This is a genomic window from Candidatus Tisiphia endosymbiont of Ceraclea dissimilis (genome assembly GCF_964030735.1).
GTDB lineage: Bacteria > Pseudomonadota > Alphaproteobacteria > Rickettsiales > Rickettsiaceae > Tisiphia.
This window is the reverse complement of the sequence record NZ_OZ034917.1, coordinates 288,033-314,149: the sequence shown is the minus strand read 5'-3', so window position 1 is coordinate 314,149 and position 26,117 is coordinate 288,033. Positions and strand designations below refer to the sequence as shown.

Genomic DNA, 26,117 nt, shown 5'->3' with positions numbered 1-26,117 from the left:
CCATGTTGAAATCTAGTAATATTTTGGTATAGTCAATTGATGAGAAGTTGACTATACCTCAAACTTTTTTTAGATTCCGCACCGAAGCGGGAATGACAATGGGAAGCGAGAATGATAAATTGTCATGGCAAGGAACCACTTTTTGGTGGCGAAGCGGTTTATAGAATTAGTAAATTAAAGATATGAAACATTATATTTGGTTAACAATCATAAGTTGTTTAGTAATTAACTACTGCTCAACTATTTATGCGTCTGATACTAACGTTGATAATAGATTTGACGCAAAAATTGCTATTGTAGACGTACAATCAGTTTTAGAACATTCTGCAGCAATCCAGTCTATAAGAAAGACTGTAGAGCAGATAGGTAAACAAATTCGACAAGATTTATCAAAAAAGGATATAGAACTTAAAAAAATAGATAATTTATTAATGGAAAAACGTAATTCTGTAAGTGAGTCAGCTTTTGAGCAAGAAGTTAATGCTTTTAATAAAAAAGTAAATATAGCACAAAAAGAAATACAAGATAGGAAAGCCCGCCTTGAACAGTCTCATGCTGAAGGCATAGGTAAGGTACAAGAAACAATCATAAAAATTATAAATGATTTAGCCGAAAAGCATAATCTTGATTTGGTTATACCTAATACTCAAATTTTATTTGCTAAAAATACCTTAAATATTACCCAAGAAGTAATAGCGGAGCTAAATAATCAATTAAAACATGTTATAATTAAATACGAATAATTTTGAGGCTATAATGAAAGAATTCACGCCTATTACAGTGGCTTATGGTGATGGTATAGGTCCAGAAATCATGCAAGCGGTATTATATATTTTAAAGGAAGCTTCTGCTAGAATACGTATAGAAGTAGTGGAAGTAGGAGAAAAATTATACCAGAAGCATTATACTTCAGGGATAGCACAAGATACTTGGCAATCATTGGCAAGAACTAAGATACTTCTAAAGGCACCTATTACCACCCCTCTAGGTGGTGGGTATAAAAGCCTAAATGTAACTCTTAGAAAAGCCCTATCTCTTTATGCTAATGTTCGCCCTGCTATTTCTTATGCTCCTTTTGTTAAAACACTACATCCACATCTAAACGTAGTGATAGTACGGGAAAATGTTGAAGATTTATATGCAGGAATTGAATATCGCCAAACTCACAATGTTTATGAGTCTCTTAAGCTAATCAGCCGAGTTGGTAGCGAAAGAATTATTAGATATGCCTTTGAGTATGCAATAAAAAATAATCGTAAAAAGGTCACATGTTTCAGTAAAGATAATATTATGAAAATGTCTGACGGGATTTTTCATAAGGTTTTTGAGGAAATTGCTAATGAATATAAGCAGATTCAAGGTGACTATTATCTTATAGATATCGGCACTGCCAGGCTAGCAGCCCAGCCAGAATTATTTGATGTCATTGTAACTTCAAATCTGTATGGTGATATTATATCTGATGTATCTGCAGAAATTTCTGGTTCAGTAGGACTCGCTGGCTCTGCTAATATAGGGCAGAATTATGCTTTATTTGAAGCTGTACATGGTTCTGCCCCAGATATTGCTGGTCGTAATATAGCTAATCCTTCTGGTTTGCTTAACGCCGCAATTATGATGCTAGTTCACATCGGACAACATGATATTGCTGCATTAGTAGAGAATGCCTGGAAAAAAACTATTGAGGATGGGGTTCATACTGGAGATATCTACAATGACAAAATATCTAGCAAAAAAGTTGGTACTACGGAATTTGCCGATGAAGTAGTGAAAAGACTAGGTACTGAACCTTCTACCCTCAAAGTAGCCGCATATTCCTCAGTAGTTGCTCAACAACAAACTATTGAATATATATATTCGATTAATAGTAAAGAAGTTAAAGAATTGGTAGGTAGTGATGTATTCATACAGATGGTGGCATTGACTGCCCATGAGGTAGCAGAAAAAATTCAAACTATCAGTTTAGGTGACTTAGAATTAAAAACCGTATCTTCCATGGGACTTAAATTATGGTCCAGAGATGAGAGATTTGAATTATTATCTGATCATTGGTGTTGTCGCTTTATGGCAAAGAAGGATGGAGAAAGAATAACCCATTTATCTATAGCCCATTTACTTGAACTACTTAGCCAGGCAGAAATAGATTTTATTAAAATTGAGAATCTTTTTGAATTTGATGGGAAAGCAGGGTATTCACTTGCTCAAGGAGAATAGCTAACCATAGCACCCTGGTTAGTTATAAATTTAATTTTTGAGGATAGTTATGATATTTATTATTGGTTATGGATTAACCCTACTTGGAATTATAGCAATATTTTCTGGCATTGTTGGACTTTTTCGATTTCCTGACTTTTATACAAAAATTCATGCTGCCAGTGTAATTGAATGTTGTGGAGTACCTTTATCACTTGTTGGGCTTGCTTTTTTACAACATGATTTTACTAGCTCTTTTAAATTGCTTTTTGCGGCTATATTGATTTTAATATTAAATCCGGTATCTACTCATGCAATTGGTAAGGCTTCCCTATTAAGCCCAAATAACCAAAAAGGATTAAAATGATTGATCGCTTATTTGTTATACCAGACATAATAAATTTCCAACTAGCTAGCTGGTTGCTTGTGGGAATCTTGATATTACTTGTTGTCGTATCAATTAAGCTGATATTTTGTAACTCTTTATTAGAAACAGTGATAATAAACTCTATGTTTAGCTTACTTATTGGTTTATCTTATCTACTGATGGATGCTCCCGACGTGGCAATGACTGAAGTAGCTCTGGGAGCCTGTTTATCTAGCTGTGTATTTTTAGGGTTTCTAAGCAAACTGTCAGCCGTACAGAAAAGTAATAGACCTCCTGCAAAACTCGCTTATGCTGAGGAATTTGAAGGAGACGCGGAACGCAGAACCGCAGCGTACTTAAGTGTATGTGAGGATTCGAGTACCGCATCATTGTCCAAATTACCAGCAGAAGTAGAGTTAGGCAAGAGGTCTAATCTTAAACCAACACGAGTAATAAGTTCAGCAATTATATGCATAATTTTTATAGTAGTATTAACCTTCGCAGGGATTGATTTATTAGAATATGGAGCGATAGATTCTCCATTGCAAAACCATCTAACCAAATATTATATTGAACATACTAAAAGTGACATTGGTATTCCATCTTTTGTTGCAGCCCTATTAGCTAGCTATAGAGGGTATGATACTCTTGGAGAAACTGCCGTCATTTTAATTGCTGGAATATCGGTATTATTACTATTCTCACAAAAAATTACTAAAGATGCTTAAAATAATACTGAGAAATTTTATTATTATAAAACATTCTACTCTTTTTATCTTACCCTATATATTTTTATACGGTCTATATATTCAAATTAATGGTGATGCATCACCAGGGGGCGGATTTCAGGCTGGTACTATATTTGCTTCTACGATAATTGGTTTTGATTTAGTTTATGGTCAATTTAAATTACGGCAATATTTCTCTACTGATTTACTAGTTGGTATGGCTACTATCGGAGTATTGATCTATGCCCTAACCGGTATGGTATCAATATTATTTGACGATAATTATTTAAATTATTATTCTTTGGCAGATGATAAATTGCTAGCTCAACATATTGGTATTTTTACCATTGAGATTGGTGTTGGACTTTGTGTTGCATCGGTTATGTGTTTGATATATTCTATTATTACTGCAAGTAATATTATTAAAAGTGAGCAGATTAAAAATCATTAGACAAGAAGCCTTCTCTGTGCGACAATAAAGTTGTGTATACTAGGAGGTTGCCTACGATAACGGAAGTAATTAATCTAATGCTAAAAATTAAAGACATACATTTTTTTGTAACAAAGAATGGAAAATGCTATATTAAAGAATGGTTACAGAAACTAGATATTCAAATACGAGGACGAATCAATAATAGGCTAGTTAGATTGGAATACGGTGTATATGGAGACTATAAGCATATTAAGGACAATCTATATGAATTAAGGTTCTTCTTCGGAAGAGGATATAGAATATATTTTCTTGAAAAGGATAATAAAATAATTCTTTTATTAAATGCAGGCGATAAAGGCACGCAAAGTAGGGACATCAAAAAAGCACAAGAAATAATAGATATACTTAATTAGAGAATGATTATATGGAAAAATTTACCAATTACTTAAGAGAACAATTAGAAAATAAGGCAGAAGTTACGGAGTATGTGAATGCTGCTTTAGAACAATATTTTCTAGATCGTAATAAGGAATTATTTTTGTCTACTTTAAAAGAAGCTATTATTGCAAGTGGGGGGATAACGAAAATGTCTAAAGATACTCATATAAATAGACAACATATATATAAGATATTATCTAGTAAAGGAAATCCTAGTTTTGATAATATTGGCTCCTTATTAACTGCTTTAGGACTCCAGTTAAAAGTTGAGAGTCAGCCGCATCATTTATAGTCACTTACAAAAATGTAGCTAACTGGCTCAACATATTGGTATTTTTACCATTGAGATTGGTGTTGGACTTTGTGTTGCATCGGTTATGTGTTTGATATATTCTATTATTACTGTTGAAACATAATAAGATAGTGAACAGAATTCTTTATAGTGCATTTTCGGCCATTAATGGAACATCTACATCATTATTTTGATTAGTTGGTATATCACCATTTATTACACCGCCATTTATAAGTTGTAAGGGAACTTCTGCTAACTGATCCAGCCCTGCTTCAGTATTAAAATAACGATCCGGCATCATACATTTTAGCACCTTATGTATGCCTAAACAAACAAGTAATCCAGTTGCTACTACCACGACGCTCCCGAACCCTTTAGTAAAATAGCCCCATTTACTATTCAAGAAACTATTATCCTTTGACAAACCATCACCTGTATTATTGAGCATAGTTATATCTCCATTATTTGTTATAGTCATTTCATTTCAGAAGAATTGGGTAGTAGGAGTGACGAGTGACAATGTCCCCAACTTTTCATCAATTTACTATATATTTAAAAATTTTTCCAAAGTCTTAAGTTGCAGTCATTATTATGTTTGTTATAATTAACCAGAATAATAGCTCCATTAGAAAACATATGCAGACAGAGCCAAGACCACTCTTAATTCAATCAATTCTACTATAGTTATATGCATAAACTAATACAGCTGATCAAATGGGAATATTTAATTCAAAATCGTATTAATAATCTTAGTAAATATCTATTTATATTCTTTTTATTTTGTATTTTCAGTACTGCTTTAATTAATGACCAAACAGATATTAAAAAATTTGGAATTATTTTTTCAGTAATTGTTTTACCGATAGCTCTAATTGGCTTTTCTAGTCTAATATTTCAGCAAGATGTTGAGGACGGAAGTTTAGAGTTACTATTATCTAGCTTCAATGAGAGTGAAATTATTGCCGCTAAATTAATTACCATAATTGTTAGTTCCCTCACCAGTGCTTTATTAAATATGCCAATAATTTATATTATCTTCGATCTTGACATGCTAACAGTAAGCTATCTTTTGATCAATCTAATTCTATTATTAATTTTGTCCAGTAGCCTATTAGTTTTAATTGGAGCTGTTCAAAGCTATTTTAGGTCAAATACTAATCTATTAGCAATATTAATCATGCCGCTACTAATACCCAACATCATACTTAGCGGTCTTGTTTTACAAAATTTTGATAATATCAATCTAATTTTTGTTATGATTGGTATCAATATGGTCCTTGTACCAATAATATTTTATCTCTCATCCTATCTAATTAAGAATATTTACAACATTTAATTTTAATTATACACTATACTGACCCTTGCACTAATAAAAAAATTGTTATTTTTTTACAATTCATGTAATTTCTACTCGTAGATTTTTTAACTATTTTTCGGTAATTATATATATGTGGCAAGCTTTAAGAAGACTAATAGCAGCTAACCCTATGGGAATGTTTTTATGGACTATCATAGCCAAATGGTACGTTATGATAGCTGTTGCTTCTCTGGTAATATTATTTTGGGTAGCTAAAGGACTCGAACAAATTGGACTTATCAGCTATATAACAACTGCTACCACTGAAATTCTTGATACGTCAAAATCAATTGCTCAACATTGTACTCCAAAATTAGGTCCCAACTTTGAAAATTTAACCAATTTTTGGAAATGTTTAGGAGATCCACCAAAATATGAGGTTAGAGAAGAAACCGGTGAGAAAGCTTTAGAAGAGGGATTAAAGAAGTTATTGCCTAAAGATGGAACTGTGCCGGAAATGCTCCCTTATCGCAATCCTTATGACTCTCCTGACAATTCTAACGATAGTGATGGTAAATCAACTGATGGCAAATGAGAATAATATAAGTATAAGTTAGGGTAATCAATAAAAATTAGTATGTTAAAGGATGGATACATTAATGACTTTGCAACAAACAAAGCTGTAGATTTAAAAAAGCCTGAAGAAAAAGTACGACAAGAATATGAAAAGATATTGTATGACGACTATTTTTATGACAAAGAGCAATTAGATATTGAAGTTTCAATACAAATGGGTAGTGCTGTAAAAAAAGCAGATATTGTAATATATAAAAATAAATCAAAAAATAGAAATCAATATAGCGATATACTTGGTATTGTTGAGGTTAAAAAGAAAAGTAGAAAAGACGGTTTAGAACAACTGACGAGTTATATGCAAGCTACTTCTGCTTTGTTCGGAGTTTGGACTAATGGAGAAGAAATTGAATATTTATATAAAAATTCTAAAGGAGAAGTAAAGAAAGATTGTCTATTTAACATACCGAAAAAAGGAGAAACGATAGAAGCAATAGGTAATATAACAAAAGATAAATTAAAACCTGTTAAAAATCTAAAACCTGTTTTTAGGCGTATACTAAATACTTTATATTCTAATACAAATATTAGTAGGAAAGAAAAGCTTGGAAGCGAAATGATTAAACTAATCTTTTGTAAGATTATTGATGAGAAATATGAACTTGATAGTTTGCCAAATTTTAGAATAACAACAGAAGAAATGGAGACAATAAATAATGATAAAAGTGAAAATGAAGAAATTAAGATAGCACAATATGGTAAAGTTAAAAAACGAATACAAAAATTGTTTATAAAAGTAAAAGAAGAATTAGAAGATGATGGAATTTTTATTACAAATGAAGAAATAACACTTGATGCAAAATCAATTGTTTATGTAGTTGGAGAACTAGAGCAAATCGCATTACTAAAAACTGAAAAAGATATAGTAGGGGAGGCTTTTGAAACTTTTGCAGAAAGTAAATTAGTTGGTGAAAAAGGTGAATTTTTTACACCTAGAGAAATTGTAAAGCTTGCAGTGCAAATTTTGGATCCATCCCCAAATCAGACCATTATAGACCCTGCTTGTGGTAGTGGTGGTTTTTTAATATATGCACTTGAACATGTTTGGAAAAAAATGGATCATGATCGAACATATAAAAATTCAACAGATATAAATAGGTTAAAAAAGCAAATAGCCGAAAAGTGTTTTTATGGATTAGAGAAAGAAATAGATTTAGTTAAGATATGCAAAGCATATATGACAATTATAGGTGATGGTAAGAGTAAAATTGTTCAAGAAAATACATTGCATCCAATTCATGAATTCCAGGTAAAAACAAAAGAATTAATTACAACTCAAAAAGACGGTGAAATTGAACTAAACACTTTTGATTTTGTTGTTACAAATCCTCCATTTGGTAGCAAAATCAAGGTTCTAAAAGAAGACTGTAAATATTTTGAACTAGGGCATCAATATAAAAAAGAAGGTAATTCTTTTATAAGAACTAATAAAGTAAAAGAAACTGAACCTCAAGAGTTATTTATAGAAAGATATTTGCAATTATTAAAAGATGGAGGTAAACTTGCAATAGTCTTACCAGAGACTTACCTTCATGCCCCTTCTAAAAAACACGTTCTAGATTTTTTAGTTAAAGAAAATAATATTATTGCAGTTATAGACCTACCTCATAATACTTTTAGACCTTATTGTAATGCGAAAACTTGTTTATTAGTATTAGAAAAAGGCAAAAGACAAAATAGTGATATTATCATGGCTGTTGCAGAAGAAATGGGGCATGATCATACTGGAAGATTAATTTATAGGTACGATAGTACAAATGAGGTATTTACAAAAGAAATTTGGGACGATACAGAAACCATAAGAAATGAGTTGTTATCTAAAAAATTCAATAAAAATACCTTTATAACTTCAAGTTCTGATATCACCAATAACGTTTATGTACCACGCTATTACTGGAAAAAAAAAGAAGAAGAAATAAAAGAGATAGCTAATAATCAAAAATTTAAACTTATTACAATTAACGAATTATTAAAGCAAAATATTTTACAAGCATTTAACGGACACGGTTCACCGCCAAGCGAGTATAAAGGGACTGGAACAGTCCCTTATGTTAGAGTGGCTGATATAATTAATTGGGAAATTTACAAGAACCCAACTGCATTAGTACCAGAACATATATATCATAAAATCAAAGGTAAGAATGGTTTGTCTTTACAACAAGAGGATGTAGTCTTTGTTCGTAGAGGAAGTTATAGGATAGGGTCTGTTGCAATGATTTCAAAATTTGATACGAATGTTTTATTGACTAATGAAATTACAACTTTTAGAATTATTAATCAACATAACATTTACAATATTACATCGTATTATTTTCTATTTGCTATGTCTCATTCAATTACACAAAAACAGCTATATAACAAAATATTCATAGACACAACTCTACCAAATATAGGAGATAGATGGAAGGAACTTTTAATACCTATTCCATTAGATAGAAATAAAACTTTAGAGATTTCAAATAAGATTAAAGATACATTTACTCAAAAATGGCAAGCTTTGGACAAACTATCTTTTTTAAGGGATGAGTTTGGTGATATTGTAACATAGTTGAATCCATGAGAATTAGTATAGATACATCAAGACTATATGGGTTGCTTCGTTGTGCAGTTTCTGCACTCCTCGCAATGACTGACGGGTTATAGATGCCTACGTCATTGCGAGCGAACGTACGTAAGCGTGGCAATCCAGAAGCCTATAGTCAATTCAGGAGAATTGGGTAGTAGAAACGATAGAGCGACGCCTATAAAAGTAATAGGTGAGCAACGAGTGCAACGTTTCCAAATTCTCCTGAATTGGCTATATATAACCATAAAAATAATTAAGCACTAAGTGCTATTCTCAATTTATTTATTAAAAATCGTATAAATGACTCTAATAATATTAACTATAATTCTAATTAGTTTAATTTTTGCTCCTCTTGGTTGTCTAAGTTTATGGAAAAAATATATTTATTTTGGTGATGGTTTGTCTCATGCTAGTTTACTGGCTGGGAGTATTAGCCTTATAATCCATTTGCCTGTTGTTTATTCGGGATTAATTGTCGCTATTATCTTTGCTATCTTAGTATTTACCTTAAAAAATAGATCAGGTGGTAGTAATGTGGTAATCTTGGTATCAAATTTTATGTTATCTTTGGCTTTGGTAATAAGTTATATGTATCCACTACAGATTAAGATTACTAGCCTATTATTTGGCGATATTTTATCTAGCTCCTTAAATGATATATTAATTTTATCAGTCATATTTCTGTTAGTTATTTTTTTCATTTGCTATTTCTACCGTCAGATTATTCTAATTGTAATTAATAGAGATATTGCTCAAATTAAAGGGATAAAAGTAAGAACCATTGAATTGGCATTTTTGTTACTTTTATCTTTATCAGTATTCTCGACTATTAAAATTGTTGGAGCACTACTTGTCACTAGTATTTTGTTGATTCCAACCATGACGGCTAGGATGATTTCTAGTAACCCTGCTCAAATGATTATCAATTCAGTTATCGTGGCTTTAATTGTAAATTTCCTTGGTTTAATAGCATCATTATATCTTGATGTACCAATTACCCCAATAATTACTGTAATAAATACTATGGTTTATTGTTTATTCTATATAATTTCACGAGCAACTAAAGTATAGCATAAAAATTGTAGGGTTAGTTATATTACCGTATATTAAATCTATCATAGGTAATTTTATTATCTATCGATTCAATCAAGCTATCAGAAAATTCTTGCACGAAATCATGCCTTACCATACCAAGCTTTCTCTTAATCCATGATTGTTTATTAGCTACATATTTAATAGTGACATCCCCGTATTTCTTTTTTATAAAACTATACATATCATCTATACCATCAATTAAACCAAAATCAACAGCAGTTTGTCCAGACCAGAATTCTCCATTAAATAAAATATCATCTTCTTGAGTTAACTTACTGACTCGACGTTCTTTAACATAATCTATAAAATGTTGATGAATCTGTTTTTGTAGATGCTTAATAATTTTAATATCTTCCTTTTGCACTGGTTGAAATGGATCAAGGATAGATTTATTTTTACCTTCTGCATAGACTCTCCTTTCTATACCAAGCTTATCGATAGCAGCGGGGAACCCAAAACCAGTCGAAATAACTCCTATACTACCAATAATTGAACTCCTAGACGCATATATTTGGTCGCCAATGCAGGCAAGCCAATATCCACCAGATGCTGCTACATCTTCTACAAAACTATAAATGGGTATTTTCTTTTCCTGAGCTAACAACCTTATACGTTTACTAATCAGCTCAGATTGCACAGGTGAACCACCTGGAGAATTTATACTTAAACATAGAGCCTCAAGATTTTTGATTTCAAAAGCCTTGTCAATTAACTCATGTAGTGACTCAATAGTTAGCCCTGATTTTATTGAGCTTACTTTACCGATAACTCCACTAAGGCGAAGAACCGCAACTACTGGCTTTGATGCCCCAGAACCTATTATAGGTAACAAGGAAAATAATTGTTCTAACTTACCTACTTGACGTTTAGCAATTACCTGTTCAAATTTCGTGTCGGCAATTGAATTTTTATTATGTGCTTTACGCATTGGTTACTCCTTTTTTGTTTCTTCAGAAGCATTATGATCTTCTTTTATGTTTTGTTGTACTTCTAGTTTTTTATCTTTCTGTTCTTTAGGTGCTAACTGTTTATTAATCGGTTGATTAATCGTTTGTTCACGGTAACTATTCTTAGGTTCTGGATGATTTCCAGGAATGTTTGACAAAATAATATTCCGAATTTCTGTATCGTACCAATTAATAATACCAACAAAACTTGCTAACATTTTTCCATCTGGACTAATTAGAATAGCAGTTGGTATACCAACTATTGAAAGAGCTTTAAATAATTGATTCCTAAAATCATGATAGATTGGTAAATATCTTATATCATAATTTTTATAATATTTTTGTATAACCTCTATGCCTTGGTAGTCTTGTGATACAGGAATTATGGCGAATGGCAGCTTTCTAAAATCTTTTTGCAATATATCTAAATCTGGCATTTCCTTAACACAAGACGCACACCATGTTGCCCAAAATACCAATAATATCGTTTTTCCTTCAAAATTATCAAGAGAATATTTTCCACCTTTATCATCGAAAAAAAATACCGTATCTGGAACGGGAGATGAATCAAGCATTTTTACGCCTGACTTGCTATAATCTAATGCAAAACTATTAGTGATGCACAATAAGTATGCTACAATCAAAAAAAACAGTTTACTATATTTTTTAATATACCTATAAACAATAGAATTATTGCCAACTAATTTATTAATTATCATGAAAAACAATATTTTTTTACCTCTAATATTATTAAGCTGCTTAATTTTAACTTCTTGTGGACTAAAAAAGCCATTAGAAAAGCCCATTGTAGAAGATTGTTGCGGATGTAAATAATCCAACCTTTAATATCTTTTGAATGTTCGTCCTGGCATCACAACCTTAAACTCATAAGTTTTGATGCCACTATGAACACTAGTCAGAACATGGCTAACTTCTCCGCAATTATCTAAATCAACCATTGAGTTAGATAAATATAACTTAGTTTGTAATTGCCCAAGATCCAAATGCTCAACTCTAATGTTTACATTAGCAGTTTCACGACCAATTTTACTAGGGTATATAGTAACAAAATAGAACTCTCCTTTATTATTGGTAGTAGCCGTACCAGACCCGGTAAAACTTGATTTACTTACAAGATTTAGCATTTTTTTATTGATACGAGTACGAAGTGGTATATAGGGATATTTTCCATCACTTCCAACTTGCCATAAATATATTTTTGCATCTGATACTGGAAAGCAATGCTGGTCTAACAATATACCCTTCACTATAATTTTTGTACCACGATAGACCGATTGTTGACCTGTGCTTCTAAGTAAGTTATTGGATGATTGAAACTCTAGCGGTTCATAATCATTTATTGTACTCTTAGTAATCTTACAGCAATTAAGCCTATTAGGATAATAGTTAGGTTCACTTGCTATAGCAATAGTAGAACACAAACAGATTAGAAATAATAACTTTTTCATGTTTTGCCACTTATGTTTAATTAATTATCATAGACAGCCTTCTAGGTGATACAACTGTCGAAAGTTAGAAAATGACGCTTTAGAGTTCATAGTGACTAGAAATGAATTGCCACGACCTACTTGCGTGATCCGCAATGACGTTTGGGATAGTAAGAGCCTGTTTGTCTTTACCACAAAGTGGCTCCCGCTAATGACGGCATAATGCCAACCAGGTTAGCTCTACAAATCACCACAACACCGCTGGAGCAATAATTTTTTTCTTTATTTCCTCGTCATCATAATAGAAAACTTTTTTTAAAATTACAGGTTGTTCTTTGTCCATTAAAATAATTTGAGAATCTACTGGCAAACTCATGACTTGCTCCCAGGATAGCAGTTCTGTATTTTTTTCCCGATCTTGGCATATTTCAGATATAAGATTTGCCGTTTTATAATTATTAGCCCCAAATGCTATTTTACACGGACAGTCTGATATAATATTTTCAGTTTCATTTTCACCATAAACTTCCTCTATTTTGCCAATATTTGACGATATCAAGAATAGTTTAATTTTGTAACCACGAAAATAAGGTAAACATGATGTAAACATTTCCAATTTGCCAACTGAATAAAACTCATCCATCAATAAGCATACTCCTACGTTTTTCTCAGTATGACCAAGATTTTGGGCGGTATTTATCAACCTATCTGCCATATGGTTGTAGAATAATTGCAATACTGGTTGCAGCCTCTTAATGTCTGCAGGGTTTACTCCGACATAAAGAGTCATTTTGCTTACTTTTAAATCGGCAATATCGAAGTCTGATTTTGAAGTAGCATAATCAATGAATGGGTTAGTCCATGGATATAGATAATGACTTAGCTCCTTGATTATAGCATTTTGTTCTTTAGTAGTTTTGCTCAAAAAAGACGAGATTATTTCAAGACCATACTCATGAATTGTAACTTTCGCCTTATCAATTCCATCTGATAGTTCTTGAGCTAAATTCCTTTGTAACATTCTTGCTATTTCACCTAACGATCTTGTTTTGGTAGTATCGTTGCAAAGATATAGAACCAATCCAGTAAATAAGCTTTTGCTACTAGCATTATCTTTGATCAATAAATCAGCAATCTTTTGAATGTCATTGATTATTTCTCTGGAATCCGAATTAATATAATCCAGCGGATTATATCTATGAGTTTTGTCTTTACCCGAGAGCGGATTGAAGACAAAAATCTTATGTCCAATCGATGCTCTGTATCCACTTGTAAGTTGGTAATTCTCGAGCTTTATATCATGAACAACACATGACTCGGAATAAGTTAACAAAGTAGGAAGGACAAAGCATACCCCTTTACCAGAGCCATGTGGTGCTAGTAATAAAATAGGTTGATAACCTTCGGCATATAGAGGTTTGCCATTTTCATGGTTACCTAAAAATATTGCATTTTCAGAGGACATTTTGTAAACCGGAATTAAAGATTGCAAGTAAGTAAAAATATCATACGAATTTTATTCGTCCACCCAAATATTTTAGGATATAAACTCGGAGGACAAAAAGCAATCATAATCATGATCTATCACGATTTAATGATTTGATCTTCCTTATTTTTTATAGTTTTGACTGCTGATATTGGAGTTATTTTTTTTATATTACTATTATCATTCTTTACTTGATAATCTTTGCGGAGTTTTTGTAATTCAGTTATAATATTCTTGTCATTTAATATATTTTTAAATTTTTGTTCTCTCTTGTTAAAAAAGATTTTTGGCAATGCGCCCTTTATAATATCACCTATTTCTGCAATTTTCTGTTTCCAATCTAATTTTTTATCAGCAATTTTAGCGGACTTTCTAACTATCGATCCGGCAACTTCTGTAATATCATAATACTTTCCATTTTTTGTAATCATAGGAGATAATATCGCTATTACATCCTTTTTCATTTCATTCTGATGAGCCGTAGTAATAACTTCCTTACCTTCCATCTGTGTTTTAAAATATTTTGCTAATTGTTCTTTAGCTGATTCAAAATATTCTTTCTCTAGAATATTAACTGCTAAATTGTTGCCACGTCTATTAGCAATTTCCAAAGGAGTATCACCGTTAAAGTCTTTTTTGGTTAAAAGCTCACGTCCTACAGGATATTTTTTTCTTTTTACCTTCTGTATAACAACCACTTGACATAATGCCTTTTTGTTAGTAATCATTAGGCGTCATAGACTCTCCAATTGGATATATCTCATTAAATCCATTTTGTACTAAGAAATCAATAGTCTCCTGGGGAAAATGTATGTTAAATATATTTTGATTATGGTCAAAATAAAGTTTGCTTAAATAATCATGCAACCTTGCTAGAGTTTCGACAGTACCACTACTGTTTCCTTGGTCTTTTAAAATACCTACAGATGAATTAATCTTTTCCACTAAATCATTTACAATTTTCCTTTCTATACTGGATTTACCTACTGGCTTTAATAAATCAGGATCATCTGAAATTGCGTCAATAACGCTGAACAATTGCCATATATTGTCTGAACCTAATGAAAGCTTTTGTTGTGCCTGATCACGAAATTTTTGATATTCAGAGTGATTAGACCTATAATATACCATACATGCTATGAGAGGCAGATCGCCCTTTTGTAAAGATATATGATTTTGACTTAGATTTTCTACTAGCGTTTGGGCTATTATAGCTGCTGTACAACCAATTTCTGAATTACCTGAATTACCAGACAATAGATTTATCATTGCACTTAATTCCTCATCTTTTATTGGAACAGCTGTGAAAAAGTTACTACGAGAGAAAGTACTAAGTTGCATAGAACTATTTACAGACATGCACTCTAGTTGCACATCTTGCACTTCTTGCGAATGATGACTATCCATTAAAATCAACATTCCTAAATTTGAACCATATTTAGGAACAATATCTTCTCTTGATTCATTTTTAAAGTAATTTAATAAATCTTCATTCTTGTGAATATATTCTAAAGCAGGATTATTATTGCTAAGACCTAGCACTTTTATTAACTCACAATTAGGAGTTGTTAGAGAACGATCACTTAAACATGCAGCTATTATTATTTTTGTAAAATGTTCTGGTACTTTCCTAGTATCTACAGTTACATTAACAACCTCTTCATTTTCCAAATAATTTATGATATTTTTATTTTGTTCGAGCCTTTGTACCATTTCATCATTTATTATAGCATCATATTGTATGTCTAGGTTATATTTCATAATCGTTCTCTTAGTCTATATTGTTTTTATTTGGTGGATATTTATGGTCAATGATCATTATTGATCTATAGATTCCATTATTAATGTCTTCTTATAGTTTATAATTTTAGTATGTCAAAATATTTCTGTTACAAACACTTATTTTTTTTCTACTTTACTGATGGAGATGGTTTACTATAGTCAATTGATGAGAAGTTGGTGACGTCGTCACTCGTCGCTCGCCTATTACTTATAGGCGTCGCTCCTGCTACCCAATTCCCCTGAATTGACTATAAAAGACGCCATTGACAGAGCCTATTAATTCTTTGCTCGACGACTAAGCCAACTTTGCAGATAAGTTTCTGCAATATCGCTATTCTCTATTAATAAAACGTTTTCAGCATTTCTATTATCAGCTGCGTTAGTAAAATTAAAGCTACCGGTAATCACCTTGCTTTTATCAATAATCATAATTTTGTTGTGAGCTATACCTGGTACTTTATCTATTGATACATCAATACCAGCTCGTTTTAATTCATGCATTTTAGAATATCTATCATGTAAGTTACTACGATCTAATAATATCCTTACTTCAACACCGTTTTGTTTCGCCTTAATTAATTTATCAACTATCTTTTGCGAAGTTAAGCCAAATGCTTGAATATAGATACTATCCTTAGCCTTAGATATTTCTTCTGCTATTAATGAGCCACAACCGGATGGAGGGGTAAAGCAGACATTCAAATTATCAGTTTCAGTATGAAAACTATGCCAAGAAGCTGTATCATTTATTTCATTATAGCCTACTCCGGTAGCAATACCGAGTAAAAATGATATTATCACTGATAATTTTGTATTATGCTTTTTAGATATTTTTTTCATTTTCTATAATGTTTACAGTAATTTTTGGATTTGATAGACTTATGCGGGAAGTCTAATATTATCCTTCAATTTTTGAAAATCCTCACCAGCATGATAAGAAGAACGAGTTAATGGACTGGCAGAAACCATTGAGAATCCTTTAACTTTGGCAACTCTTTCAAAATATTTAAATTCTTCTGGAGAAACATATCTATCAACTATAGCATGATTTTTGGTTGGTTGTAAATATTGCCCGATAGTTAAAAAATCAACTTTAGCTTCTCTTAAATCGTCCATTACTTGCATAATTTCATCGTTCGACTCTCCAAGACCAACCATCATACCTGATTTAGTAAAAATTTCAGGGTCTAATTTTTTTACATTATGCAAAAGACTTAGTGAATTGTAGTACCTAGCTCCTGGTCTAATAGTTTTGTATAAAGAAGGCACTGTTTCTACGTTATGATTATAAACGTCAGGTTTTGCTGATGCTATTATGTCAGCGGCTCCTTCTTTCTTAAGGAAATCGGGTGTTAAAACTTCAATTGTGGTACTAGGTGAAGCTAATCTTATTTCTTTGATACAATTGGCAAAATGTTCAGCTCCACCATCATCTAAATCATCTCGATCAACTGAAGTAATTACCACATGTTCAAGTCCTAATTTCATCACAGCTTGAGCTAATCTTTGTGGTTCATGCGGATCGAGTAAATCAGGGCGACCAGTTTTAACATTACAAAAACGGCAAGCACGAGTACAAACAGAGCCTAAAATCATAACTGTAGCGTGTTTTTTTGCCCAACATTCTCCGATATTAGGGCAGGCTGCTTCTTGACAGACTGTGTTTAATTTTAAATTTTCAATTATCTTTCTTGTCTCATGATATTGATACGAATTTGGTGCTTTAACCTTTATCCAATCAGGTCTTTTTATAGCTGGCACTTCTTCTATTTTGATTATGTTTGACATATAATCCTACTTATTAAACAAATTGTTTTATTGGTAGTTTAATTATATCGGTAAGACTAATACTATTGTCACAATTATAGGATAATTTTGGTTCAATAGGAATCTTACAGATTAAGGGTATATTATATTCTTTGGCAAAATTTTCTCCACTATTGCCACTAAATATCTCGATTTTCTTTCCTGAACTTGCTTCAACTAAATAGCTCATATTTTCTATAATACCTAAAATTGGTAAATTAAATTTTTTGTATAAATCAATCGACCTAACTACATCTATTGCCGCCATCTTTTGCGGAGTAGTTACTATTATTACTCCATCTAAGTGATAATTCTCTAAAATGCTTAAGTGAATATCACCAGTACCGGGTGGCATGTCAATAATTAAATAATCTAACTCCTGCCAATGAGTGAGAGATAATAGCTGGTAAATGGTTTTGCTAGCCATTGGACCACGCCACACAATAGCAGAATTATTCTGAATAAGAAATCCAATAGAAATAATTTCAATCCCCCGCGATTTTAAAGGGGTCATTTTATTATACACTATTTCTGGCACATCACTAATACCAAATATTTGTGGAATTGATGGTCCATAAATATCAGCATCTACTATTCCTACCTTATATCCTTCCAGATTTAGCTGCTCGGCTATCAATGCGGTTATAGTAGACTTGCCAACTCCCCCTTTACCAGATGCCACCAATATTACCTTTTTTACTCCATCAATGAAATGCCTAATTTTTGGACTAGTTGATTTTTTAGATAAATTTTTGCTACTAGTTAAAACTATAGTGATTTTGCCAATATTAGCTATTTCATTTAATTTATTGATAGCTTTAATTTTTATTTCATCAACTTCCTTAGGATCCTTGCCAAAAATATCAATTGCAAATCCAATATTTTTATCCTTAATTACAATATTAGATATAATATCGATTAATTTCGTATTGTCACTAAAGGTAATACTGGAAATTTTATTTAGTATTTGTTGCTGGTTTATATCAATCATCTTTTTTACAATAGGTTATTTTTTTGGTAGCTATAGTCAATGAGAAGTTGGTGACGTCTAGCACCCAATCCTTTTGAATTGACTATACTCTTATCCTTAGATAATTTTAGTATATACTAATTATGATATGCACTAAGTATTTTATGAAAAATATTTTTATTATTTTTATTCAGGTATTTTCTATATACTTAGTTAGAAAAGGAAGCAGTTTTAGAAGTCATTGTGGTAGCTTAAAAGTTGTAAAAAATAACCAATGTCATTAGACCTCTTGCATAACCTAATCTAATTGGTAATTTTGTTGTCAAAACTCGTCTCCGTTCCTCATGTACATCTTCGTCCGCTGCGGTATTCAACTTCGTTTTTCCTAAAAATTCCTCAGTTATCTTTAGGTTATGCAAGAGGTCTAATAGTATATGCATTTAATTTTCGATTCCATCTTTTGCCTTAAGGTTTTCTTATAACGTCTCACCGGACTAGTTTCATTTTTTCTTACATAAAAATATTCATCATCTTCAGGCATTCTAATGCCAATAGGTATATAATCTGGGTTAATACATGGGGTTTGACTAAAACAGTTAACACGCGGAGTGTCATGAATAGTTTGAGTTAAATCTGGACGCCATTTATTTAACGGTTCTTCACTAGATATTGAAAAAACAATTTCTCGTTTTTTCTTGTTATTAAACTTCTTTATAAGTCTGTCTATATCTTTTTTATCTTCCTTAAATAAAGGAAATTTAATAGGAGCAGGTATTCTTATTGTTTTGTTCATTTCGTTTTCATTAACTTTAGTTGGATTATCTTCTGCATACCCTGTTGTTGTATTAATCGATAAAACTAATACGATTAAGTTAGTTAATTGCTTAAACATAATTTTGATACCTATAGAGTTCTTAGTTGTTTGTAAATTATAGCTAACTTGATTAGCATTAAACACCGTGGCAATTAAAAAATTTCAGAAAAGTACAAGACGTTTTTTACCTAGACCACACAACTAGGTCGTGGCAATCCACATTCATTAGATTGCTTCGTTGCTACTAAAGTAATGCCTTGCTAATAAGTGCCAGTTTACTGTACTTTCAATAATTCATTGATTCTTGTAATAGATAATCTAGTCATTCTTGCTACTTCCTCAATAGAGTTACCATTGTTTATCATCATTTTTATTAATTTAGCTTCACCCTCGGCTCTACCTCTAGCTTCTCCGATTTGAATCCCTTCTTCTTTCCATACTTGAGCTATACTAGGCATAAGTTCTTCTCCTTTTTCTTTAGTTAAACTATTTTTTAATATTTTTTCTAACTCTATTTTATCATTTTGCTCAATAAAGGTCAAAGTATAGCTCAATAGATTTCTTATATGGTCATGGTCTATTGTTATTTTACTCAATTTAGGCAAGAGATGAGAGATTTCTTGCCATCTTTTCAGTAATTGACGTTCGTGGATGTGTTTGAGGAAAAATAACAAAATCCCAGACCATATTTTTTTCTTGAGTTCTTCATCGGGGATGTCATGTACGTTAATAAGCTGACAATCATTTGTCCAGAAGCCTCTGGCTAAATCTGGATGGCTAAATAAATTTCATATATTGAGCGATGCGTTATATTTCTTCTTGCCATTATAAAGTATTAAGGGATAAATTAATGGAAGGCTTTTATAGTCAATTGATGAGAAGTTGGTGACGTCGTCACTCGTCGCTCGCCTATTACTTATAGGCGTCGCTCCATCGTTCCTAGCCCCAAATTCTCCTGAATTGACTATAGCTTTAGGATTAGTAGTTAAATATAGATCACAAATATTAATCATATATTTAAATAACCTAAATGCCATCATTTTATCAACAGTACTTTGATGTTCCAATAGCAAAAAAATATAGCCATCTTGATCATTAAACTTAACAGAAAATAATACATCAGAAATAGTTTCAGAAAGGTCTGCTCAATAAAACTATCTTTTTCTAATTTTAAAGATGTACTATCGATTAAAGCCAGCACATCTTTAGGCAAATGAGTTGCCAAAAACTCTTTAGCAACTATGGGATTCTCCATAGATTTGCGAAAGATTTCGTCATGTTTTGGCTTGTCTGAAGTCATAATAAAATTTGCTTATATAGCTAATCTAATAATTCATTACTTATTGTACTTTCAGTAATTCATTGATTCTTGTAATAGATAATCTAGTCATTCTTGCTACTTCCTCAATAGAGTTACCATTGTTTATCATCATTTTTATTAATTTAGCTTCACCCTCGGCTCTACCCTCGGCTCTACCCTCGGCTCTACCCTCGGCTCTACCTCTAGATTCTCCGATTTGAATCCCTTCTTCTTTCCATACTTGAGCTATACTAGGCATAAGTTCTTCTCCTTTTTCTTTAGTTAAACTATTTTTTAATATTTTTTCTAACTCTATTTTATCATTTTGCTCAATAAAGGTCAAAGTATAGCTCAATAGATTTCTTATATGGTCATAGCCTATTGTTATTTTACTCAATTTAGGCAAGAGATAAGAGATTTCTTGCCATCTTTTCAGTAATTGACGTTCGTGGATGTGCTTGAGGAAAAATAACAAAATCCCAGACCATATTTTTTTCTTGAGTTCTTCATCGGGGATGTCATGTACGTTAATAAGCTGACAATCATTTGTCCAAAAGCCTCTGGCTAAATCTGGATGGCTAAATAAATTCCATATATTAAGAGGTGCGTTATATTTCTTCTTGCCATTATAAATTATTAGGGGATAAATTACTGGAAGGCATTTAGCTTTAGGATTAGTAGCTAAATATCGATCACAAATATTAATCATATATTTAAATAACCTAAACGCCATCATTTTATCAACAGTACTTTGATGTTCCAATAGCAAAAAAATATAGCCATCTTGATCATTAAACTTAACAGAAAATAATACATCAGAAATAGTTTCAGAAAGGTCTGGCTCAATAAAACTATCTTTTTCTAATTTTAAAGATGTGCTATCGATTAAAGCCAGTACATCTTTAGGCAAATGAGTTGCCAAAAACTCTTTAGCAACTATAGGATTCTCCATAGATTTGCGAAAGATTTCGTCATGTTTTGGCTTGTCTAGAGTCATAATAAAATTTGCTTATATAGCTAATCTAATAATTCATTACTTATTGTACTTTCAGTAATTCATTGATTCTTGTAATAGATAATCTAGTCATTCTTGCTACTTCCTCAATAGAGTTACCATTGTTTATCATCATTTTTATTAATTTAGCTTCACCCTCGGCTCTACCCTCGGCTCTACCCTCGGCTCTACCTCTAGATTCTCCGATTTGAATCCCTTCTTCTTTCCATACTTGAGCTATACTAGGCATAAGTTCTTCTCCTTTTTCTTTAGTTAAACTATTTTTTAATATTTTTTCTAACTCTATTTTATCACTTTGCTCAATAAAGGTCAAAGTATAGCTCAATAGATTTCTTATGTGGTCATGGCCTATTGTTATTTTACTCAATTTAGGCAAGAGATGAGAAATTTCCTGCCATCTTTTCAGTAATTGACGTTCGTGGATGTGTTTGAGGAAAAATAACAAAATTCCAGACCATACTTTTTTCTTGAGTTCTTCATCGGGGATGTCATGTACGTTAATAAGCTGATAATCATTTGTCCAAAAGCCTCTGGCTAAATCTGGATGGCTAAATAAATTCCATATATTGAGCGATGCGTTATATTTCTTCTTGCCATTATAAATTATTAGGGGATAAATTACTGGAAGGCGTTTAGCTTTAGGATTAGTAGTTAAATATCGATCACAAATATTAATCATATATTTAAATAACCTAAATGCCATCATTTTATCAACAGTACTTTGATGTTCCAATAACAAAAAAATATAGCCATCCTGATCATTAAACTTAACAGAAAATAATACATCTGAAATAGTTTCAGAAAGGTCTGGCTCAATAAAACTATCTTTTTCTAATTTTAAAGATGTGCTATCGATTAAAGCCAACACATCTTTCGGCAAATGAGTTGCCAAAAACTCTTTAGCAACTATAGGATTCTCCATAGATTTGCGAAAGATTTCGTCATGTTTTGGCTTGTCTGAAGTCATAATAACTTAAATTATAGAGCTTCTTTGATAAAATTTTAAAGAAATTTCGTTGCTGAATTTTCAGTAATTTCTGATTTACTATCAAGTTCACTACTTAAAGACCTTATACTATTTTTAAATTGCTTAAATTGTGCCAATTGCTTGCCGCTAAGTTCTATACCAGGGGTAGATTTAACATGCATAGGGTTTACGTTTTTACCACTTATTTTAACTTCATAATGTAAATGTGCTCCAGTAGTCCTACCAGTACTACCGACATATGCAATTACTTGCCCTTGTTTCACTATACTTCCTGGTTTAAGGTTTTTAGCAAAATTAGAAGCGTGGGCATAAGCAGTTGATAAATTCTGACTATGTTTAATTTGTATGAATTTCCCGTAACCAGATTTCCAGCCTATCTCAGTTATCACCCCATTACCTGCCGCATAAATTGCCGTACCAGTTGGAGCTGCAAAATCAACTCCTTTATGCATTTTGGTATAACCTAAAGTAGGATGATGTCTATTACCATAATGTGAGGAAACTCTAACTAATTTGATAGGGGTTCTAAGCAAACTTCTTTTAACACTTTTACCATCTTCGGAAAAGAAATCATGATTATTTGCTGTATTATTTGGAGAATATCGAAAAATATTATACTCCTTACCGGATAAATTAAGTGATACATATAGAACCTTACCATGATGGGAAAATTTACCATCTTTGGTAACAAATTTCTCAGTGATAACAGTTACCGTGTCACCATTTTTAATTTGACGTTGAAAATCAATTTGATAACTATACGAATTAATCATTTCACTTATACTATTACTTGATAACCCTAAAGATTTTAAAGCTGACATAAAGTTTGAATTAATAACTACCGACGATTTGGTTAGGAGCTTATTGAAAACTTTGGTTACGTCTTTCGCAAGAAGGTCTTCACCTTCTCTAATAATTTCTAGAGATTTGATTTTATCATACGCTATAGTTAGTTTTTTCAATGTACGTGACTCGGAAGCAAGGTCTTGATCATCTTGTTCGATAAGTTTTGTTTCATAATCAAAAACCAGTTGTTGCCCTATCTTTAAAGATGATCCAATATTTTTGTCTCTTGCTATTTTTATAATTTGGGTTATTTCTTTACTTGGAATTTGTTGATGCAAAAGTATTGCTTTTAATGTATCACCTTTTTTGACTGTAACAATTTGGGATATTTCATCCGATAGTTCTTTTAAGGGGTCAACTATTTCTGGTTCCGCTATGGTAATTGACATAGTATCATTAACGAATTTATTGATCGATGAAGATACAAAAGTAGCAAAGCCCATAAAAATAAATATAGACAAGTACGAAAAACCAGTCCTAAATTTAGATTTAATTTGTGGATTGGTTAATATAAGTTGGATAATAGCTTGCATTAAGTCTTACTCAAATGTATTAGGTTCTTAGGTGATTAAGGAAAAATTTATCCATAATCTGGTTTGGGATGGATAGTTTCCTTCAAATTCCTCAACATAAGTGACTTCTAAAAGAAGTCTTGATATAGCCAACTTCTCATCAATTGACTCTAATTATATATTAGTTACTCTACCAATATGGAGTATAGAAAAATAAATTACAATAAAAAAATGTAAATTTTTACATATACAATTTTATTACAAGGTAGTATAACTACCACTCCAATATAACTCAAAGAATTATTATTTCCGAATGCTACAAAAATTGATGAAACGTCTTATATTTACTAGTATAATCGGTTTTTTATGCGTTCTCTCTCCTTATGGACAAGCCGAAGACGTCGTTCAAGATGTAGAATTCTTCGATACTACCGATGAAGATAGTAACGAGTTAGAAATTAAAGCCTTAGAAATTAAAGACCGTCAAGTTAACGACAATAATTTATCCAATATACCAAATAATGCTGAAAATTCAGAATTAAAAATTTGCCAGCAGGGCAAAATTATTGCTTTAAATAAAATTACCGCAACATCAAAGGAAATGTTATTAAAGCTTAATGAACCACAATATTTTGGTAACATTCAAATTAAATTGCATAAATGTATAAAAAATCTTGATTCTTACAATGGAGATAATTACATGCTATTAACCATTACAGAACATAAGATTGATGAAGACCCTATGTTAATTTTCCAAGGATGGCTTATCTCATCAAGCATTTCAGTTTCCACCTTTGAGCATCCAATTTATGAAATTTTTGCTAAAGATTGTTTATAAGGATATTTAAGAATGATACAATCCATGATTTACGTGTTAGTAATGTTATTTCCAGCAGTTGGATTAATTTCCGGTTTCTCTGCAGCAGTAATAGTTCCTATTTGGTTATTAACTATATTAACCACTTTAAGAGGTAAAATTTTTGTTAATTTGCAATATGCTGCTGTTAAAAAAACTTTGCTATCCAATTGGAAATTGGAGTTACTATTTTGTCTTTGGTGTCTTGTAACAAATTTTTATTCACATAACTATCCTTCCTCTTTAGTTAATTATCTACAAGTTTCTTTAGTTATTCTAATAGGGTTTATCGTAAATAGCAATATTGATAAATTACCGATCAATGCAACCAAAATAAAAATATATTTTATTATAGGAATAGTGGCAGCAATTGCTCTATTCTTTATAGAATATCTATCTCATGGTATTATAACAAGAACCTTTCGTACTATTTTTCAGCCAAATTCTTCCGGTCAGTTCTTTTTATTCCTTCTTGATCGGGGCTGTTCTTTATTGTCAGTTCTTTCCTGGTTACTCATTGCTATACTGATACTATATCATAAATATCTATTGGCACTAATATATTATCTGTTAATTTTTTATTTATTATTTATCTCAGATAGTTTGGCAAGCTTTTTAGCATTTACCGTAGGTGGGTTAGTATTTTTAACAAATAGGCTGTTAGCAACCAAAGCATTGCAATCTATTTTTTTGAAATTATTTACCTTGGCTATGCTCATCGGTTCGATAATGATGCCGATAATTAGCTATAAAATACAACCATATTATGCATTAGAGAACTATGCTAAATTTCTACCTGATACTGCTAAGCATCGGGTGTTTATTTGGCACTTTGTTGCCAAGCAAATTATCAAGAAACCAATTTTGGGCTATGGATTTGCTTCGTCAAGAAATTTTAAAGTTGATAAAGAACAAATGGTTAGCTATCATCAATGGACTTGGTCACCATTACCTCTACACCCACATAATAATATAATGCAAATTTTATTTGAAACGGGCTTAATAGGTTTGATACTATTTTTATCTTTAATTTATAAATATATTCAAAAAATTAGTAATATAAGCTTAGTGCAGTCCTCTAAATATGATAAGATGAATCTAGCAAGTAAGGAAATAGATATAGATACGTTAAATTATAAGTCTGTTGCCTATGCTTGCTTTATAAATTATTATATAATAGGTATGATCTCATTTAATATTTGGCAAGTATGGTGGGTTTGCAGTGCCTTTGGGGCGATTATTTTGCTTAAATTACTATTACGTCGATCAGTGACAAATATAGTCAATTGATGAGAATTAGGTAGT

General features: G+C 31.6%; 28 protein-coding genes and 2 pseudogenes. 15 read left to right on the top strand and 15 right to left on the bottom strand.

Annotated features, from left to right (window positions below; genetic code table 11):
- Positions 1-182 precede the first annotated feature (182 nt).
- The 8 genes and pseudogenes from ACQH1V_RS01455 to ACQH1V_RS01420 all read left to right on the top strand — a co-directional run bounded on the left by ACQH1V_RS01455 (position 183) and on the right by ACQH1V_RS01420 (position 4,451).
- Complete coding sequence (locus ACQH1V_RS01455) at positions 183-743, top strand: OmpH family outer membrane protein (RefSeq protein ID WP_094649021.1); 561 nt, start codon at positions 183-185, stop codon at positions 741-743.
- 13 nt (positions 744-756) lie between these two features.
- Entirely contained in the window at positions 757-2,214 is a 1,458-nt protein-coding gene (locus ACQH1V_RS01450) for an NADP-dependent isocitrate dehydrogenase (RefSeq protein ID WP_425360584.1), read from the top strand.
- 49 nt (positions 2,215-2,263) lie between these two features.
- Positions 2,264-2,560 (top strand): Na+/H+ antiporter subunit G, encoded by a 297-nt coding sequence (locus ACQH1V_RS01445; protein WP_094649016.1) that lies wholly within the window; start codon positions 2,264-2,266, stop codon positions 2,558-2,560.
- Positions 2,557-2,814, top strand: a pseudogene (locus tag ACQH1V_RS01440) (hydrogenase subunit MbhD domain-containing protein); the annotation flags it as partial. The gene ACQH1V_RS01445 and the pseudogene ACQH1V_RS01440, both read left to right, overlap by 4 nt.
- Positions 2,815-2,949: 135 nt before the next feature.
- Positions 2,950-3,288: a hydrogen gas-evolving membrane-bound hydrogenase subunit E gene (gene mbhE, locus ACQH1V_RS01435; protein ID WP_410521668.1), complete on the top strand. Its 339-nt coding sequence runs from the start codon at positions 2,950-2,952 to the stop codon at positions 3,286-3,288.
- Complete coding sequence (locus ACQH1V_RS01430; RefSeq protein ID WP_425360583.1) at positions 3,281-3,739, top strand: Na(+)/H(+) antiporter subunit B; 459 nt, start codon at positions 3,281-3,283, stop codon at positions 3,737-3,739. Before mbhE ends, ACQH1V_RS01430 begins: the two co-directional genes overlap by 8 nt.
- A 77-nt stretch (positions 3,740-3,816) precedes the next feature.
- Positions 3,817-4,134 carry a type II toxin-antitoxin system RelE/ParE family toxin gene (locus ACQH1V_RS01425; RefSeq protein WP_425360582.1) on the top strand — a complete coding sequence of 106 codons (318 nt, stop codon included), beginning with the start codon at positions 3,817-3,819 and terminating at the stop codon, positions 4,132-4,134.
- Positions 4,135-4,145: 11 nt separating this feature from the next.
- The gene (locus ACQH1V_RS01420; protein WP_341759690.1) at positions 4,146-4,451 is read left to right on the top strand and encodes a DNA-binding protein; all 306 of its coding nucleotides are present in this window, start codon (positions 4,146-4,148) and stop codon (positions 4,449-4,451) included.
- A gap of 145 nt (positions 4,452-4,596) precedes the next feature.
- On the opposite strand, the gene ACQH1V_RS01415 is transcribed toward ACQH1V_RS01420, so the two are convergent.
- The gene (locus tag ACQH1V_RS01415) at positions 4,597-4,899 is read right to left on the bottom strand and encodes a hypothetical protein (protein WP_425360581.1); all 303 of its coding nucleotides are present in this window, start codon (positions 4,897-4,899) and stop codon (positions 4,597-4,599) included.
- 240 nt (positions 4,900-5,139) lie between these two features.
- Here ACQH1V_RS01415 and ACQH1V_RS01410 point away from each other — a divergent pair, with 240 nt between their 5' ends.
- From ACQH1V_RS01410 to ACQH1V_RS01390, 5 genes are all read left to right on the top strand, one after another.
- Positions 5,140-5,787, top strand: coding sequence for a heme exporter protein CcmB (locus ACQH1V_RS01410; protein ID WP_341748707.1), 648 nt, complete (start codon positions 5,140-5,142; stop codon positions 5,785-5,787).
- A 112-nt stretch (positions 5,788-5,899) separates the two neighbouring features.
- Positions 5,900-6,343 (top strand): DUF2670 domain-containing protein, encoded by a 444-nt coding sequence (locus ACQH1V_RS01405; RefSeq protein ID WP_425360580.1) that lies wholly within the window; start codon positions 5,900-5,902, stop codon positions 6,341-6,343.
- Between the two features lie 42 nt (positions 6,344-6,385).
- The gene (locus tag ACQH1V_RS01400; RefSeq protein WP_425360579.1) at positions 6,386-8,929 is read left to right on the top strand and encodes an N-6 DNA methylase; all 2,544 of its coding nucleotides are present in this window, start codon (positions 6,386-6,388) and stop codon (positions 8,927-8,929) included.
- Between the two features lie 129 nt (positions 8,930-9,058).
- On the top strand, positions 9,059-9,211 hold the full coding sequence (locus ACQH1V_RS01395; RefSeq protein WP_425360578.1) for a hypothetical protein: 153 nt from the start codon (positions 9,059-9,061) through the stop codon (positions 9,209-9,211).
- A 36-nt stretch (positions 9,212-9,247) separates the two neighbouring features.
- Entirely contained in the window at positions 9,248-10,018 is a 771-nt protein-coding gene (locus ACQH1V_RS01390) for a metal ABC transporter permease (protein WP_425360577.1), read from the top strand.
- Between the two features lie 25 nt (positions 10,019-10,043).
- Here ACQH1V_RS01390 and ACQH1V_RS01385 read toward each other — a convergent pair whose 3' ends face one another.
- The 14 genes and pseudogenes from ACQH1V_RS01385 to ACQH1V_RS01320 form a co-directional block, all read right to left on the bottom strand.
- Positions 10,044-10,970: a S49 family peptidase gene (locus ACQH1V_RS01385; RefSeq protein ID WP_425360576.1), complete on the bottom strand. Its 927-nt coding sequence runs from the start codon at positions 10,968-10,970 to the stop codon at positions 10,044-10,046.
- Between the two features lie 3 nt (positions 10,971-10,973).
- Positions 10,974-11,708 carry a TlpA disulfide reductase family protein gene (locus tag ACQH1V_RS01380; RefSeq protein WP_425360858.1) on the bottom strand — a complete coding sequence of 245 codons (735 nt, stop codon included), beginning with the start codon at positions 11,706-11,708 and terminating at the stop codon, positions 10,974-10,976.
- Between the two features lie 123 nt (positions 11,709-11,831).
- Positions 11,832-12,458 carry a dioxygenase gene (locus ACQH1V_RS01375; RefSeq protein WP_425360575.1) on the bottom strand — a complete coding sequence of 209 codons (627 nt, stop codon included), beginning with the start codon at positions 12,456-12,458 and terminating at the stop codon, positions 11,832-11,834.
- A 226-nt stretch (positions 12,459-12,684) separates the two neighbouring features.
- Complete coding sequence (locus ACQH1V_RS01370) at positions 12,685-13,902, bottom strand: type IV secretory system conjugative DNA transfer family protein (RefSeq protein WP_425360574.1); 1,218 nt, start codon at positions 13,900-13,902, stop codon at positions 12,685-12,687.
- 119 nt (positions 13,903-14,021) lie between these two features.
- On the bottom strand, positions 14,022-14,651 hold the full coding sequence (locus tag ACQH1V_RS01365) for a hypothetical protein (RefSeq protein ID WP_425360573.1): 630 nt from the start codon (positions 14,649-14,651) through the stop codon (positions 14,022-14,024).
- Complete coding sequence (locus ACQH1V_RS01360) at positions 14,641-15,684, bottom strand: hypothetical protein (protein ID WP_425360572.1); 1,044 nt, start codon at positions 15,682-15,684, stop codon at positions 14,641-14,643. Before ACQH1V_RS01360 ends, ACQH1V_RS01365 begins: the two co-directional genes overlap by 11 nt.
- Positions 15,685-15,981: 297 nt before the next feature.
- Positions 15,982-16,545: a phospholipase D family protein gene (locus ACQH1V_RS01355; RefSeq protein ID WP_425360571.1), complete on the bottom strand. Its 564-nt coding sequence runs from the start codon at positions 16,543-16,545 to the stop codon at positions 15,982-15,984.
- 39 nt (positions 16,546-16,584) lie between these two features.
- Positions 16,585-17,493, bottom strand: a complete 909-nt coding sequence (lipA, locus tag ACQH1V_RS01350) for a lipoyl synthase (protein ID WP_341759364.1) — start codon at positions 17,491-17,493, stop codon at positions 16,585-16,587.
- A 13-nt stretch (positions 17,494-17,506) separates the two neighbouring features.
- Positions 17,507-18,502 carry an Mrp/NBP35 family ATP-binding protein gene (locus tag ACQH1V_RS01345; protein ID WP_341759363.1) on the bottom strand — a complete coding sequence of 332 codons (996 nt, stop codon included), beginning with the start codon at positions 18,500-18,502 and terminating at the stop codon, positions 17,507-17,509.
- A 403-nt stretch (positions 18,503-18,905) separates the two neighbouring features.
- Positions 18,906-19,439 (bottom strand): hypothetical protein, encoded by a 534-nt coding sequence (locus ACQH1V_RS01340; RefSeq protein ID WP_425360570.1) that lies wholly within the window; start codon positions 19,437-19,439, stop codon positions 18,906-18,908.
- 131 nt (positions 19,440-19,570) lie between these two features.
- Positions 19,571-20,595 (bottom strand): annotated as a pseudogene (locus ACQH1V_RS01335) (Rpn family recombination-promoting nuclease/putative transposase).
- A gap of 40 nt (positions 20,596-20,635) precedes the next feature.
- Positions 20,636-21,592 (bottom strand): Rpn family recombination-promoting nuclease/putative transposase, encoded by a 957-nt coding sequence (locus tag ACQH1V_RS01330; RefSeq protein WP_425360569.1) that lies wholly within the window; start codon positions 21,590-21,592, stop codon positions 20,636-20,638.
- Between the two features lie 40 nt (positions 21,593-21,632).
- Positions 21,633-22,577, bottom strand: a complete 945-nt coding sequence (locus ACQH1V_RS01325; RefSeq protein ID WP_425360568.1) for an Rpn family recombination-promoting nuclease/putative transposase — start codon at positions 22,575-22,577, stop codon at positions 21,633-21,635.
- A gap of 35 nt (positions 22,578-22,612) precedes the next feature.
- Entirely contained in the window at positions 22,613-23,977 is a 1,365-nt protein-coding gene (locus ACQH1V_RS01320; RefSeq protein ID WP_425360567.1) for a peptidoglycan DD-metalloendopeptidase family protein, read from the bottom strand.
- 292 nt (positions 23,978-24,269) lie between these two features.
- Between ACQH1V_RS01320 and ACQH1V_RS01315 the strand changes: the two genes are divergently transcribed.
- On the top strand, positions 24,270-24,794 hold the full coding sequence (locus ACQH1V_RS01315) for a DUF2155 domain-containing protein (protein WP_425360566.1): 525 nt from the start codon (positions 24,270-24,272) through the stop codon (positions 24,792-24,794).
- A gap of 12 nt (positions 24,795-24,806) precedes the next feature.
- On the top strand, positions 24,807-26,102 hold the full coding sequence (locus ACQH1V_RS01310; protein ID WP_425360565.1) for an O-antigen ligase family protein: 1,296 nt from the start codon (positions 24,807-24,809) through the stop codon (positions 26,100-26,102).
- Positions 26,103-26,117 lie beyond the last annotated feature (15 nt).